Source organism: Coprococcus sp. AM11-30B (assembly GCF_027674365.1).
Classification (GTDB): Bacteria; Bacillota; Clostridia; order Lachnospirales; family Lachnospiraceae; genus Allocoprococcus; species Allocoprococcus comes.
In genome coordinates this window covers 45,476-57,731 of sequence record NZ_JAQDVB010000009.1, presented here as the reverse complement: position 1 = coordinate 57,731, position 12,256 = coordinate 45,476, and the positions used below count along the sequence as shown (strand labels likewise).

At 40.7% G+C, this 12,256-nt stretch carries 13 protein-coding genes and 4 pseudogenes; 13 read left to right on the top strand and 4 right to left on the bottom strand.

Going from position 1 to position 12,256, the window contains the following annotated elements:
- The first annotated feature begins 92 nt into the window (after positions 1-92).
- The 4 genes and pseudogenes from PGU50_RS07590 to PGU50_RS07575 all read left to right on the top strand — a co-directional run.
- Positions 93-401 carry a type II toxin-antitoxin system RelB/DinJ family antitoxin gene (locus tag PGU50_RS07590; RefSeq protein ID WP_028087852.1) on the top strand — a complete coding sequence of 103 codons (309 nt, stop codon included), beginning with the start codon at positions 93-95 and terminating at the stop codon, positions 399-401.
- Entirely contained in the window at positions 398-724 is a 327-nt protein-coding gene (locus PGU50_RS07585; protein WP_117556852.1) for a type II toxin-antitoxin system RelE/ParE family toxin, read from the top strand. The genes PGU50_RS07590 and PGU50_RS07585 overlap by 4 nt, the downstream gene beginning before the upstream one ends.
- Positions 725-805: 81 nt before the next feature.
- Positions 806-1,168, top strand: a complete 363-nt coding sequence (locus PGU50_RS07580; protein WP_270246570.1) for a conjugal transfer protein — start codon at positions 806-808, stop codon at positions 1,166-1,168.
- A pseudogene (locus PGU50_RS07575) lies at positions 1,107-1,406 on the top strand (conjugal transfer protein); the annotation flags it as partial. The gene PGU50_RS07580 and the pseudogene PGU50_RS07575, both read left to right, overlap by 62 nt.
- 47 nt (positions 1,407-1,453) lie before the next feature.
- On the opposite strand, the gene PGU50_RS07570 reads toward PGU50_RS07575, so the two are convergent.
- Positions 1,454-1,780, bottom strand: coding sequence for a winged helix-turn-helix transcriptional regulator (locus tag PGU50_RS07570; protein ID WP_117556854.1), 327 nt, complete (start codon positions 1,778-1,780; stop codon positions 1,454-1,456).
- Between the two features lie 212 nt (positions 1,781-1,992).
- On the opposite strand from PGU50_RS07570, the pseudogene PGU50_RS07565 reads away from it, so the two are divergent.
- The 6 genes and pseudogenes from PGU50_RS07565 to PGU50_RS07540 all read left to right on the top strand — a co-directional run.
- Positions 1,993-2,613, top strand: a pseudogene (locus tag PGU50_RS07565) (dihydroorotate dehydrogenase); the annotation flags it as partial.
- Complete coding sequence (locus tag PGU50_RS07560) at positions 2,606-3,124, top strand: hypothetical protein (RefSeq protein WP_270246569.1); 519 nt, start codon at positions 2,606-2,608, stop codon at positions 3,122-3,124. The pseudogene PGU50_RS07565 and the gene PGU50_RS07560, both read left to right, overlap by 8 nt.
- 17 nt (positions 3,125-3,141) lie before the next feature.
- Positions 3,142-3,373, top strand: a pseudogene (locus PGU50_RS07555) (hypothetical protein).
- A 48-nt stretch (positions 3,374-3,421) separates the two neighbouring features.
- Positions 3,422-3,622 (top strand): annotated as a pseudogene (locus PGU50_RS07550) (tyrosine-type recombinase/integrase); the annotation flags it as partial.
- A gap of 303 nt (positions 3,623-3,925) precedes the next feature.
- Positions 3,926-4,351: an Hsp20/alpha crystallin family protein gene (locus PGU50_RS07545; RefSeq protein ID WP_008374340.1), complete on the top strand. Its 426-nt coding sequence runs from the start codon at positions 3,926-3,928 to the stop codon at positions 4,349-4,351.
- Positions 4,352-4,456: 105 nt separating this feature from the next.
- Positions 4,457-4,918: an Hsp20/alpha crystallin family protein gene (locus PGU50_RS07540; RefSeq protein WP_008374342.1), complete on the top strand. Its 462-nt coding sequence runs from the start codon at positions 4,457-4,459 to the stop codon at positions 4,916-4,918.
- 620 nt (positions 4,919-5,538) lie between these two features.
- On the opposite strand, the gene PGU50_RS07535 is transcribed toward PGU50_RS07540, so the two are convergent.
- Entirely contained in the window at positions 5,539-6,567 is a 1,029-nt protein-coding gene (locus PGU50_RS07535) for a YeiH family protein (protein ID WP_117824151.1), read from the bottom strand.
- Positions 6,568-6,736: 169 nt separating this feature from the next.
- Between PGU50_RS07535 and PGU50_RS07530 the strand changes: the two genes are divergently transcribed.
- The gene (locus PGU50_RS07530; RefSeq protein WP_117824150.1) at positions 6,737-7,642 is read left to right on the top strand and encodes a LysR family transcriptional regulator; all 906 of its coding nucleotides are present in this window, start codon (positions 6,737-6,739) and stop codon (positions 7,640-7,642) included.
- Positions 7,643-7,760: 118 nt separating this feature from the next.
- Positions 7,761-9,485 carry an ABC transporter ATP-binding protein gene (locus PGU50_RS07525; RefSeq protein WP_118217469.1) on the top strand — a complete coding sequence of 575 codons (1,725 nt, stop codon included), beginning with the start codon at positions 7,761-7,763 and terminating at the stop codon, positions 9,483-9,485.
- 142 nt (positions 9,486-9,627) lie between these two features.
- Here the strand turns inward: PGU50_RS07525 and sdaAA are convergent, their stop codons facing one another.
- On the bottom strand, positions 9,628-10,497 hold the full coding sequence (gene sdaAA / locus PGU50_RS07520) for an L-serine ammonia-lyase, iron-sulfur-dependent, subunit alpha (protein ID WP_270246568.1): 870 nt from the start codon (positions 10,495-10,497) through the stop codon (positions 9,628-9,630).
- Between the two features lie 20 nt (positions 10,498-10,517).
- Positions 10,518-11,186, bottom strand: coding sequence for an L-serine ammonia-lyase, iron-sulfur-dependent subunit beta (gene sdaAB, locus PGU50_RS07515; protein ID WP_270246567.1), 669 nt, complete (start codon positions 11,184-11,186; stop codon positions 10,518-10,520).
- 143 nt (positions 11,187-11,329) lie between these two features.
- Here sdaAB and PGU50_RS07510 point away from each other — a divergent pair, with 143 nt between their 5' ends.
- Positions 11,330-12,211 carry a LysR family transcriptional regulator gene (locus PGU50_RS07510; RefSeq protein WP_118198530.1) on the top strand — a complete coding sequence of 294 codons (882 nt, stop codon included), beginning with the start codon at positions 11,330-11,332 and terminating at the stop codon, positions 12,209-12,211.
- Positions 12,212-12,256: the final 45 nt, after the last annotated feature.

The window sequence follows — 12,256 nt, the reverse complement described above, 5'->3', positions numbered from 1 at the left end:
TATTGGAGCGTAAAAATGGTATTGCTATTGTGCGGACATTTGCATATAATAAAGATAGATGGAAACACTACTCACGAAAGGAGATGTTTTATATGGCTACAAAATCAGCAAATTTATATGCAAGGATTGAACCAGATGTCAAAGAAAAAGCAGAAAGTATCCTGTCTACACTTGGTATCCCTGCTTCCAGTGCTATCAATATGTTTTATAAACAGATTATCTTACAGAGAGGACTTCCGTTTGAAGTAAAAATACCATCTGCCAGACCTGTTGATATCAGCACATTATCAGAAGCAGAGTTCAATGAAGAATTGGAGAAAGGATATGCGGATATGCAGGCTGGACGGACAAAAAATGCGAAGAAAGCCTTTGCTGACATTCGCAAGGATTATGGCTTATGATATATGAAGTAGAAGTATCCGAACAGGCTGACAGTGATTTGAGAGGGATTTTTGAATATATTGCTTTTGAATTACAATCGCCGGAAAATGCAATCGGACAGCTTGACCGTCTAGAAGAACAGATATTAAGTTTGGATACGATGTCAGAGCGTTATCGAAAATATGAAAAAGAACCGTGGAAAAGCCGTGGGCTTCGTGTATTGCCAGTAGATAATTATGTGGTACTTTATATTCCAGACAACGATAAAAAAGTTGTAACAATACTTAGAGTAATGTATGCCGGACGGGACATAGACAATCAGTTAAATCTCCATACAAAGTAATAAAGAATATGATTTAAAGCAGTCTTTCATTTATGATCGACTGCTTTTTTCATGCTCAAAATTAGAAGAAAGGACTGAATTATGATGGGAGAATGTAGCGTATTGATTGAAACGACAAAATCAGCAGAGGATAAAACCTCTCGCTGGTTTGATTTACCCATTGCTTATGAGCTGTTCCGTGACCTGTTCGGTGTGGAAGCTGACAGTGGCGATTATCAAATCATTGATATGAAGCTCCCTTTTGCTGGCGATATTGTAAAAACAACCAGTGTCAGACGATTAAATAAGCTGTACTTTGATTACATGGATTTACAGCCAGAAGTTCAGCAGGCATATAAAGAGTTGATTCCCTATTGTGGCGGTATAGAGGATTTATTGCAGAAATGTCAGTGTCAGCTCCGATACTGTCAAGGACGCTACCGCTTTCTTGGAAACATTCTTTAAGCTCTATCCGACAGCTACGGAAAAAGAACTTGCCTATTATGTCAAAGACGGTGTGATTGCTCCTGTATCCGGCGACTATGTATTTTCAGAACTGGTAAATCCTGTTTTTACCAAAGATGGCGATAATCTTAAGGTCAGTATGTCTGTGAAGTATCTGGATAACAAGTCGAAAATGACACAAATCTCACAGTATGAACTTGTGTTACATAAGGACGATAACTGGAAGATTATTAAATAAGACAAAAGGCTTGCTGTCGTAGAAACTACGCATAGCAAGCCTAAATATCACATTAAATGTATATCACTCCATTTTTTCATATCTTGAAGAATCGGTACAAAACTTTTCCCTAAATCAGTTAAAGAATATTCTACTTTCGGGGGGACTTCTTGATATACATATCGTGAGATAAACCCATCTTGCTCCAATTCTCTAAGCTGTTTCGTCAGAGTAGACTGTGTAATATCGCCTAATCTTCGGCGTAGTTCCCCGAATCTTTGAATTTCATATTCTGAAATATACCACAAAATAGTTATTTTCCACTTTCCACTTAAAATATTTTGGATACGAACCATGGACGCACATTGAGGAAGTGGCGATTTCATATTACTCATAAAATCCCTCCTTTAATGGTATTATATCTTTTTAGATTCATTATTGCAATGTACTATTGTTTTTTATACTTAGTATTATTTTCAGCACTATAAACAAAAAAAGACAGTACTTTTCAAGTTTTACATACTTGCTATAATTTGAAATAAGAAAGGCGGTGACAACAATTAACACATCAATCAATATTGCAGGAATTACATTTAAAAATCCGATAATGCCTGCGTCTGGAACATTTGGCTCTGGACAAGAATATAGTGAATTTGTAGATTTGAACCAACTAGGTGCAGTAGTTACTAAAGGCGTTTCATTAACTCCATGGGAAGGAAATCCAGCCCCCAGAATCATGGAAACAAGCAGTGGAATGATAAATGCTGTTGGATTACAAAATCCTGGAATTGACGTATTTATAGAGCGTGATATTCCCTTTCTTCAAAAATTTGATACTAAAATAATTGTTAATGTGTGTGGCAATTCAGTGTCTGATTACTTACAAGTTGTAGAAACACTATCTGAAACTGTTGTCGATATGCTGGAAATCAATATTTCATGCCCGAATGTTGAACATGGTGGCATTGCATTTGGGCAAGAGCCAAAGATGGTGGAATACATTACCAGTGAAATAAAAAAGATAACCCAAAAGCCTATCTCCATGAAATTAACACCTAATGTAACTGATATAACAGAAATAGCAAAAGCGGTTGAAGCAGGTGGAGCAGATTCTATTTCTCTAATCAACACAATTACAGGTATGAGAATAGATGTACAGAAAAGGAAATTCTGTGTTGCAAATAAAACAGGTGGTTTATCCGGTTCGGCAATAAAACCGATTGCACTATGATGGTATTACGATTGGTGTGGAAACAGGTGATGATGAATCTCTTACCTTTATGAATAAAGGCTTCCAGTCGAAAGATGTATTAGAACAATGTAGAAAATTGGACGAAGCCGGAATCAGCTATAATTTCTTTTATTTAACAGGAATTTATGGAGCTGGTCATGGAGAGGTCGGTGCGAAAAAGACAGCAATGCTTTTCAAGCAGTTAAATCCTAAAATCATTGAATCTTCTATGTTGACGATTTATAAGACATCTGAATTGTATCAAGAAATTCAAAAGGGAAACTGGAAAGAAGAAAGTGAAATAGAAAAACTTATTGAATTAAAGACACTTGTTGAAAATCTTACAATAAACACAAGAATTGTGACTGATGGTGCGTCTAATTTAATACAGGTTCGTGGTAATCTGCCAGCCGACAAGAAGAAATTGATTAAGCATTTGGAATATCAGATTTCCAATGCCGATGAAGCATCTTTAAGAGAATATCGTGTGAATCTGCGACATTTGTAAAATCGAAAGGATTCTTTATGATTGGAATAAATAGAAAAGACATACAAGCAATCTTAAAAGCCGGTGCAAAAACAAAAGGAATGTCCACATCGGAGTTTAAGGCAGAAATACAAGCGACTATCGACAATATTATAAATAGTTCGGACATTGAAGAACAAAAACCGTTTTAAACAATACTTTGGAAACAGAATACCTACACCAGAGGAATATATTTATACGATTACAAAAAAGACAACGATTAAATTTTAAAAATCTATTGTCATACAAGGTGGTGCTTCTATGAGTAATCAATCATGGGTGTTACCAAAGGTATCTGCTCACATTATGCGACATACGGCTTGTACCAGAATGGCAGAAAAGAGAATAGACGTAAAAGTTCTTCAATATATTATGGGACACGCCCACATAGATGTAACAATGGACGTATATAACCATGTAAGTGAGATGTCCAGAATTGAGAGTGAAATCACAAGGCTGGAAAGCGTAGCAATTAGCTGACACCAAAAATAAAAAATTGGTGTCAAAATGGTGTCAAACCAAGAAAAAGTGATGATTATAAGGAAGAAAAAGTGTTGCAAACCTCGTAAAATCAAGGTTTGCAAAAAAAATCTCAAAAAATTAGCACTCACCTCTTGACAGTGCTAATAACAAGTGTTATATTACAACTAGAACAAAGGAGGGGGAACAAAAAGAGATGATAAAGATTCCACCGACCGGTGTTTGAGATGACAACAACACTTCAGAATAAATCCGAATGTGCTAAATAAATTAATAAATGTCTTTTGAAAGGAGATATGACTTATGTTAATGCCTAGTATTTTTGGAGAGAACTTATTGGATGATTTCTTTGGAGAACCATTTGGAGGATATGATTACAGTGAATCCGGACTTATGACAACGGATGTAAAAGATACCGATAAAGGCTATGAAGTAACGATGAACATGCCTGGAGTTAAAAAAGAAGATGTAAAAGCAGAACTGAAAGATGGTTATCTGACAGTCAGTGCTGAGACGAACACGAAGAAAGATGAAAAAGCTGAAGATGGCAAGTACATCCGCCGTGAACGTTACAGTGGATCCTGCAGCAGAAGCTTTTATGTAGGCGACGGTGTCAAACAGGAAGACATCAAAGCCAAATTTGAAGACGGTACATTGAAACTGTTCGTACCGAAAGAAGCAGCAAAACCTGCTGTAGAACAGAAAAAATACATTTCCATTGAGGGATAATCAGAATGCGGATTGTAAGCGTCCGGTTACAAGGCTGCCAGATGAGGCAGCCGCTTAAAAAGAAAGTTAGCTAAATTCAGATAGATTTATAAGGAGGAACGACTTATGTTAATGCCTAGTATTTTTAATGATAACTTATTTGATGATTTCTTTGATTTTCCATTTTATGATGATAAAGCAGATCGTAAGATCCAGAGAAAACTGTATGGACATCATGCAGGCAATCTGATGAAGACAGATATCAAAGAGAAAAAAGATGGTTATGAACTGGAGATCGATCTTCCGGGATTCAAGAAAGATGAAGTTACAGCAGAACTGAATGACGGATATCTGACAGTCAGCGCTGCCAAAGGACTGGATCAGGATGAGCAGGAGAAAGAAACTGGTAAGTACATCCGTCGTGAACGTTACGCAGGAGCCTGCCAGAGAAGTTATTATGTAGGTGAAGATATCACGGAAGAAGATATCAAGGCTGAGTTTAAGCATGGTATCCTGAAACTCTTTGTCCCGAAGAAAGAAGTAAAACCAGCAGTAGAAGAGAAGAAATATATCAGTATCGAAGGATAATGACAACACGTTAAAAACTTTCAAATACACCATATGATGAGGGCAGCATACAGGAGCAAAATCCTGTATGCTGCCCTTTTTGCCATCTATATAAATGGAAATTTGAGAAAGTCTGGATAGTATAATGAAGTTAGGATTTGATCTGTATTTTGAGATGTGGAAAAAGGGAGAAATATCCATCAGAAAAGCTGTGTAGTAGTGGTGAATCGAAAAATAAAATCTGAGAGAGTTTTCGAATGTGGGAATCGGAGAATTACAGATAATGAAAAATCAACCATGAGAAAGGGAATGTTTAGTGTTATGGCATGGACATTCCCTTTTCTGGACATTCTAATGTGCAAGTAATGCAGTCGGCAGAAAAAATATAGAAGTAGAGAGAGCAGCTGTTTGAATATCTGGAATACTATAAACAGGACAGGGGATATTTGTTAAGTTTCAATTTTTAATAAAAATAAGAAGCGCGGAATCCAGAACTTGGAGTATCAAGGGAAAAGGATTTTGGAAGTAATTGTATAAGATATAAGGATAATAAGAGAAACAGCTTGCTGGCATCGGCAAGCTGTATTATAGAAAAAGCCCTGCTTTATGCAAGGCTTTTGAAGTATGAGAAAGATTTTCATTTACCAGATTCCAAGCACATGCTGCATGGAAAGACTGGCGATCGTGATACCGATCCAACAGCAGAAACCAAGAGCGAGTGGTTTGCCGCCGGTTTTGATCAGCTTGATGATATTCGTATTCAGACCGACTGCACTCATGGCGAGGACGATGAAGAACTTGCTGAGTGTCTTCAGCGGAGTAAATACATCTGCGGATACGCCGGCTGAAGTTGCGATCGTTGTGATCACGGAAGCGAGAACAAAGTAGAGGATGAACATCGGGAAAATCTTTTTAAATTCCACTTTCTTTCCTTCGGCTTTGGAGCTGCGTGTCCGGATAAATGCGAGAACCAGTGTGATCGGGATGATCGCGAGCGTTCTGGTAAGTTTGACCGTAACTGCCTTATCCAGTGTGGCAGAACCGAGGGCGTAGAGCGAATCCCAGGTGGAAGCTGCTGCAGTTACGGAAGAGGTATCGTTGATCGCAGTTCCGGCAAAGATACCGAAGGCTTCCCCGCTTTTGGTTGAAAATCCAAGCAGTGCACCAAGTGACGGGAAGAACAGTGCGGCGAGCATGTTGAAAAAGAAGATAACAGAGATTGCCTGTGCAACTTCTTCATCATCCGCATCAATGACCGGTGCTGTTGCGGCAATTGCAGAGCCTCCGCAGATGGAAGATCCGACACCGACCAGTGTGGAAATATTTCCCGGTACATGCATAACTTTATGTAACAGATATGCAATGATCAGGGACGTTGAAATCGTTGTTACGATAATTGGCAGTGACTGTTTTCCGGTTTCCAGAATCACGGAGAGATTCAGTCCGAAACCGAGAAGGATTACAGCGTACTGAAGAACCTTCTTTGACACAAAAGTAATACCGTCCTGAAACATGGATTTGTCTTTTAATAATAAAGTAATGATCATTCCGGCAAGGATACCGAATACCGGTCCGCCGATGATTGGAAATGTCTGTCCGAGGAACCAGCATGGAACGGCGATGACCAGACAAAGTAAGATGCCTTTCCAACATTTTGTTATAAAATTCATAGAAATACCCCTTTCAAGTGAAATAAATAAGTTACTCTCATATAACAGTGCCTATCATAACACAAAAATACAATAAAATTAAATTATATATATTTATAAAACAATAAAAATATATTATGATAGATGGAAAGAAGTTAAGAAAAATTTATTTCAGTGAGGAGAGAAACGAATGCAGGATTTTCGCATGGATACATTTTTAACGGTATGCAAGTATATGAATTACACCAAAGCGGCGAAAGAGCTGAATCTGACGCAACCGGCAGTTTCCCAGCATATTCATTTTCTGGAGCAGACCTACGGAGTGGAGCTTTTTGCACATAATGGGAAAAGAATGGAGCTTACAAGAGCAGGCGAGATCTTAAAAAGGTCAGCACTTACGATGAAGCATGACGAATTTCACATGCAGGAAAAAATGAGACATGCGGCAGGAGACGTGCAGAATTATGCTTTTGGTGCAACACTTTCCGTGGCAGAATTTATGATAACGGAGGATTTAGAACGGTTTATCCTAAATCATCCGGAGAGTCATATCCGGGTGGAGGTGGCAAATACAAAGGAGCTGCTTATGAAACTTGATGCAGGAGAACTGGATTTTGCAATCATCGAGGGAGAATTTCCAAAAGATGAATATGAGTATCTTCTTTATAGTCAGGAAGAATATGTGGCAGCAGGAAATAAAAAAATTGCGGAAAGATTCAGGGGAGCATCGATAAAAGATTTATTTACGGAACGGATCATTCTGCGGGAACCAGGCTCGGGAACCAGAGAAATTCTGGAAAATGAGCTGAAAAGGAGAGGACTTCAGGTATCTGACTTTGCCAACCTGACAGAGATCGGAAACATCGGAGTAATCCAGAAAATGCTCCAGGCAGGACTTGGGGTAACTTTTTTCTATCAGGCGACCATAAAAGGAAAAGAAGAGCTGCAGGTGATTCGGTTAAATGATTTTAAACTCAGGCATGATATCATGTTCATTTACCGGAAGAACAGTATTTTTGAAAAAGATTACCGGCAGATTTATGAAGAATTCCGTGAAAACGGGAAAATGGATAAAGAAGGGAAATTCCAAAAGTAATTTGAGAATAAGGTGGAAATAACGAAAGATTCCCGATATAATAACAATATAAGATTTTGGGGATAAGGAGGTAAAGTGTGATAAAACGGGGAATCCGGACATTGCACAAAAGAAAGTGATGCATACACTGAAAAAATTTGTAAAATATTATGCGCCGTACAGGACAGTATTCTTTCTGGATCTGATCTGTGCGGCGATCATCAGTCTGGTGGATCTTGCATTTCCACAGATTTTAAGAACACTGACAAAGACTTTATTTACAGAGGATCCGTCACAGATCCTTGGAGCACTTCTGCCGATCGGACTGGCTTTGCTTGTGATGTATATCATACAGACATTTTGTAAATATTATGTCAGTTATCAGGGTCATATGATGGGGGCACATATGGAACGGGATATGCGCCAGAAGTTATTTGATCATTATGAGAGACTTTCTTTTTCTTATTATGACCAGAATAATTCCGGACAGATGATGAGTAAGCTGGTATCGGATCTGTTTGATATTTCCGAGTTTGCACACCATGGACCGGAGAATTTATTTATATCCGTAATTAAAATCGTTGGTTCGTTTACATTTTTGTTTCTTATTAACTGGAGACTGGCGATTCCGCTGCTTGTGATGGTTGTATTTATGCTGATCTTTTCTTATAAGCAGAACCGTCAGATGCAGGAGACTTTTATGGACAACCGGAGAAAGATCGGGGATGTCAATTCCAGTCTGCAGGATACGCTTGCGGGAATCCGTGTGGTGCAGTCTTTTGCAAATGAAAAGATTGAACGGGAGAAATTCGAGAAAAGCAATGAAGGATTTCTGGTATCCAAGGATGCAAACTATCATTGTATGGGAAGCTTTATGAGCGGCAATCTTTTCTTCCAGGGAATGATGTATCTGATCACATTAGTGTTCGGCGGATGGCTGATCGCACATGGGAAAATGGAAGCTGCCGATCTTGCCATGTATGCGCTATACATCGGAATTTTTATCAGTCCGATCCAGATTCTTGTGGAGCTTACCGAGATGATGCAGAAAGGTCTTTCCGGTTTCCGGCGCTTTCTGGATGTTGTGGAGACGGAGCCGGAGATTGTAAATGCACCGGATGCGGAGCCACTTGAAAATGTAAAGGGTGAAGTGGAATATAAAAATGTTTCTTTCCATTACAGTGATGATGATACGCCGGTACTGGATCGGGTATCTTTTAAGATCCCGGCTGGCAGATCCATTGCCCTTGTGGGACCGTCGGGAAGTGGAAAGACGACAATCTGTTCCCTGCTTCCAAGATTTTATGATGTGACCGGAGGTGTGATCACGATCGACGGGCAGGATGTAAGAAAGCTGACACTGGAAAGCCTGAGAAGCCAGATCGGACTGGTACAGCAGGATGTCTATCTGTTCTGTGGATCGATCAGGGAAAATATTGCTTATGGAAAACCGGGGGCATCGATGGAAGAAATTATCGATGCGGCGAAGAAGGCAAATATCCATGAATTTATCATGTCCCTGCCGGATGGATATGACAGCTTTGTAGGAGAACGAGGAACCCGTCTGTCGGGTGGACAGAAGCAGAGGATTTCGATTGCAAGAGTATTTCTTAAGAATCCGCCGATATTGATTTTGGACGAGGCGACCAGTGCGCTTGACAATGAGAGTGAGCGCTGGATCCAGCAGAGCCTGGAAGAGCTTGCGAAGAACCGGACCACGATCACGATCGCACACCGGCTTTCTACGATCCGCAATGCGGATGAGATTCTTGTGGTTGCAAATAATGGAATCGCTGAACGGGGAAATCATGATGAATTGCTTGAGCAGGGTGGAATTTATGCGCATTATTATGAGATGTCATAATAGTAAGTGAGAAAATCAAAATAAGTAAACAAAAAAGCTTCTTTTCAGAAAAACAGGAGGGCCGTTTCTGAAAAAGAAGCTTTTTATATCGTAAAATTGTAAGCAGTGTGTGCTGGTCTATATTTGCAAAACATTACACAGCTTAATCACACATATGGCAGGCTGCGCATGCAGACGGTGTCGTTGCGCATCCGCCGAGAGCTGTCTCCCGAAGCTCTGCCGGAAGACGCTTTCCTACAGTGTACACCGCTTCCAGCATTTCATCGAATGGAATCAGCTGGCGTACTCCGGAAAGGGCGATCTCTGCAGCGATCGTTGCATTTGCCACACCGGCAGCATTACGGTTCTGGCAAGGATATTCGACCAGCCCGCCGACCGGATCGCAGACCAGACCGAGCATATTCATAAGAACAGTGGATACTGCGGCAAGGGATTGTTCCGGGGATCCGCCCATCAGTTCAACGGTTGCAGATGCCGCCATTGCAGATGCGATTCCGACTTCTGCCTGACATCCACCGACTGCTCCGGCGACAGTTGCATTGCGCATAGCAAGATAACCGATCGCGCTGGCATTATAAAGTCCCTGCTTGATCTGTTCATCGGAAAGATCATAGGTTTCCTGGAGGGCAAGCAGAAGTCCCGGAACGATACCGGCAGATCCGGCAGTCGGGGAAGCTACGATCACACCCATGGAAGCATTGGTTTCCAGAGTTGCCATCGCGTAAATGACAGCTCTTTCCAGAAGATCTCCGCAAAGACCTTTTCCGGTATCTTTGTGATCTGAGATCTTTTTTGCTTCGCCACCGATCAGTCCACCCATGGATTTGACCGGGGTATGGATCGGAGTAGAAGCGGCTGATTTCATGATCTCAAGAACACGATCCATTTTGCGGTCTGTCTCTTCCGGATCCTGTTCTCCCTCTGTGAGCTCTCTCTGAAGCATCACAGCAGAAATTGAAAGGTCTTGTTCCTGACAGACTTTTAATAATTCTTTTGCATTTCTAAAATCCATAATCTGTATTCTCCTTCCAATTACATCTGAACAATCATAACGTTGTATACATTTTTGTTTCTTCTGATTGTATCTGCGATATCTTCCGGTACCAGATCATCGGATTCTACGATGGTATAAGCGGTATTTCCTTTGGATTCGCGGAACAGACGCATGAATGCGATATTGATTCCAAGCTCACTGAGGCATTTGGTAATGTAAGCAACAACGCCCGGTGCATCTTTCTGGACGACGACGATCGAGCTGTATTCTCCGGTAAAATCAACCTCCACACCATTGATCCGGCACAGGCGGGCTTTTCCGCCACCGAGAGATTCTCCGCGGATCGTCATCTCCTGCCCTTCTTCATTTACCATCAGGATATCGACGGTATTCGGGTGTACGTCGGTTTCTACGTTGTTCGGAATGAAAGAATATTCGATTCCGTTGTCTGTCGCGATCTGGAAGGAATCGCGGATGCGCACGTCATCGGTGGCAAATCCCATAATACCGCCGAGAAGAGCACGGTCCGTACCATGACCATGATAGGTTTTGGCAAAAGATCCATAAAGGGTAAATTCTACTTTTTTAAGAGAACCGGTGAGAAGCTTTCTTGCAAGCAGAGCGATTCTGGCAGCTCCAGCAGTATGGGAGCTGGATGGTCCGATCATATTCGGTCCCATGACATCAAAAACACTGATAAAGGACATAGTAAACCTCCTGTAAAATAATTGTTTCACGCACGTAAAAAGGATTGACGTCTTATTAGTTATATTGTACCATCAACTTATGAGTGAAACAAATTCATAGATTTTATGAAGACGTTGAAAATTTTTTATAATGGAGTCAGAAGATGGAATTACGTCAATTACAGACTTTTATACAGATCGCGCAGATGCAGAGCTTTTCCAGAACGGCAGAGATGCTGGGGTATTCGCAGTCGGCAGTGACGGTTCAGATCCGCCAGCTGGAAAACGAACTTGGGAAAAGGCTGTTCGACAGGACAGGAAAGAAAGTGGTGCTTACCCCGCAGGGGGAAGAATTTCTGGAGCATGCCAACCGGATCCTTTATGATGTTCATCAGGCGAAAGCATCCATGAATGATACGGATGAATTGAAAAACCCACTTCACATTGGGACGATCGAGTCTCTGTGTACGGTGAAATTTCCAAAGATCATAAGGAAATTCAGGGAACAGTATCCCAGGGTTTCTATCCGGATCACGGTAGATTCTCCGGAAAAGCTGATCCAGATGATGGAACATAATGAACTGGATATGATCTATATTCTGGATACACCAAGATGGGACAGCAACTGGATTAAGGTGATGGAGAAGGCAGAACCAGTTATGTTTGTGACATCAGTCAGTCACCGGCTGGCAAAAGAAAGAAATTTATTGCTTGACGATCTGCTGAAAGAGTCTTTTTATCTTACAGAGCGCAATGCCAATTACAGGCAGGCACTTGATGGTCAGCTGGCGTTAAGAAGAAAAGAGCTTTCTCCGATGCTGGAGATCAGTGATACTGCATTTATCAAAAAAATGCTGATGCGTGGGGGAGGCGTTTCATTCCTGCCACGTTTTGCAGTAGAAGATGATATTGAGAAAAAGAAACTCACACTTTTGGATGTGAAAGATATAGAAATTACGATGTATCGTCAGATTTTCTATCATAAAAATAAGTTCAAGACAAAAGAGATGGAGAAATTTGCAGAGTTTGCACTGGAGGACAACTAAGAGAAAATACGGCTATGGATAAGAAAAATACTGATTTTGGCTTGG

Bases quoted from the DNA above. Each gene is read 5' to 3' on its own strand.
- PGU50_RS07580 (WP_270246570.1), top strand. From the start codon at position 806: ATGATGGGAGAATGTAGCGTATTGATTGAAACGACAAAATCAGCAGAG.
- sdaAB (WP_270246567.1), bottom strand. From the start codon at position 11,186: ATGTCCTTTATCAGTGTTTTTGATGTCATGGGACCGAATATGATCGGA.
- PGU50_RS07540 (WP_008374342.1), top strand. From the start codon at position 4,457: ATGTTAATGCCTAGTATTTTTAATGATAACTTATTTGATGATTTCTTT.
- PGU50_RS07510 (WP_118198530.1), top strand. From the start codon at position 11,330: ATGGAATTACGTCAATTACAGACTTTTATACAGATCGCGCAGATGCAG.
- PGU50_RS07545 (WP_008374340.1), top strand. From the start codon at position 3,926: ATGTTAATGCCTAGTATTTTTGGAGAGAACTTATTGGATGATTTCTTT.
- PGU50_RS07570 (WP_117556854.1), bottom strand. From the start codon at position 1,780: ATGAGTAATATGAAATCGCCACTTCCTCAATGTGCGTCCATGGTTCGT.
- sdaAA (WP_270246568.1), bottom strand. From the start codon at position 10,497: ATGGATTTTAGAAATGCAAAAGAATTATTAAAAGTCTGTCAGGAACAA.
- PGU50_RS07525 (WP_118217469.1), top strand. From the start codon at position 7,761: ATGCATACACTGAAAAAATTTGTAAAATATTATGCGCCGTACAGGACA.
- PGU50_RS07585 (WP_117556852.1), top strand. From the start codon at position 398: ATGATATATGAAGTAGAAGTATCCGAACAGGCTGACAGTGATTTGAGA.
- PGU50_RS07535 (WP_117824151.1), bottom strand. From the start codon at position 6,567: ATGAATTTTATAACAAAATGTTGGAAAGGCATCTTACTTTGTCTGGTC.
- PGU50_RS07590 (WP_028087852.1), top strand. From the start codon at position 93: ATGGCTACAAAATCAGCAAATTTATATGCAAGGATTGAACCAGATGTC.
- PGU50_RS07530 (WP_117824150.1), top strand. From the start codon at position 6,737: ATGCAGGATTTTCGCATGGATACATTTTTAACGGTATGCAAGTATATG.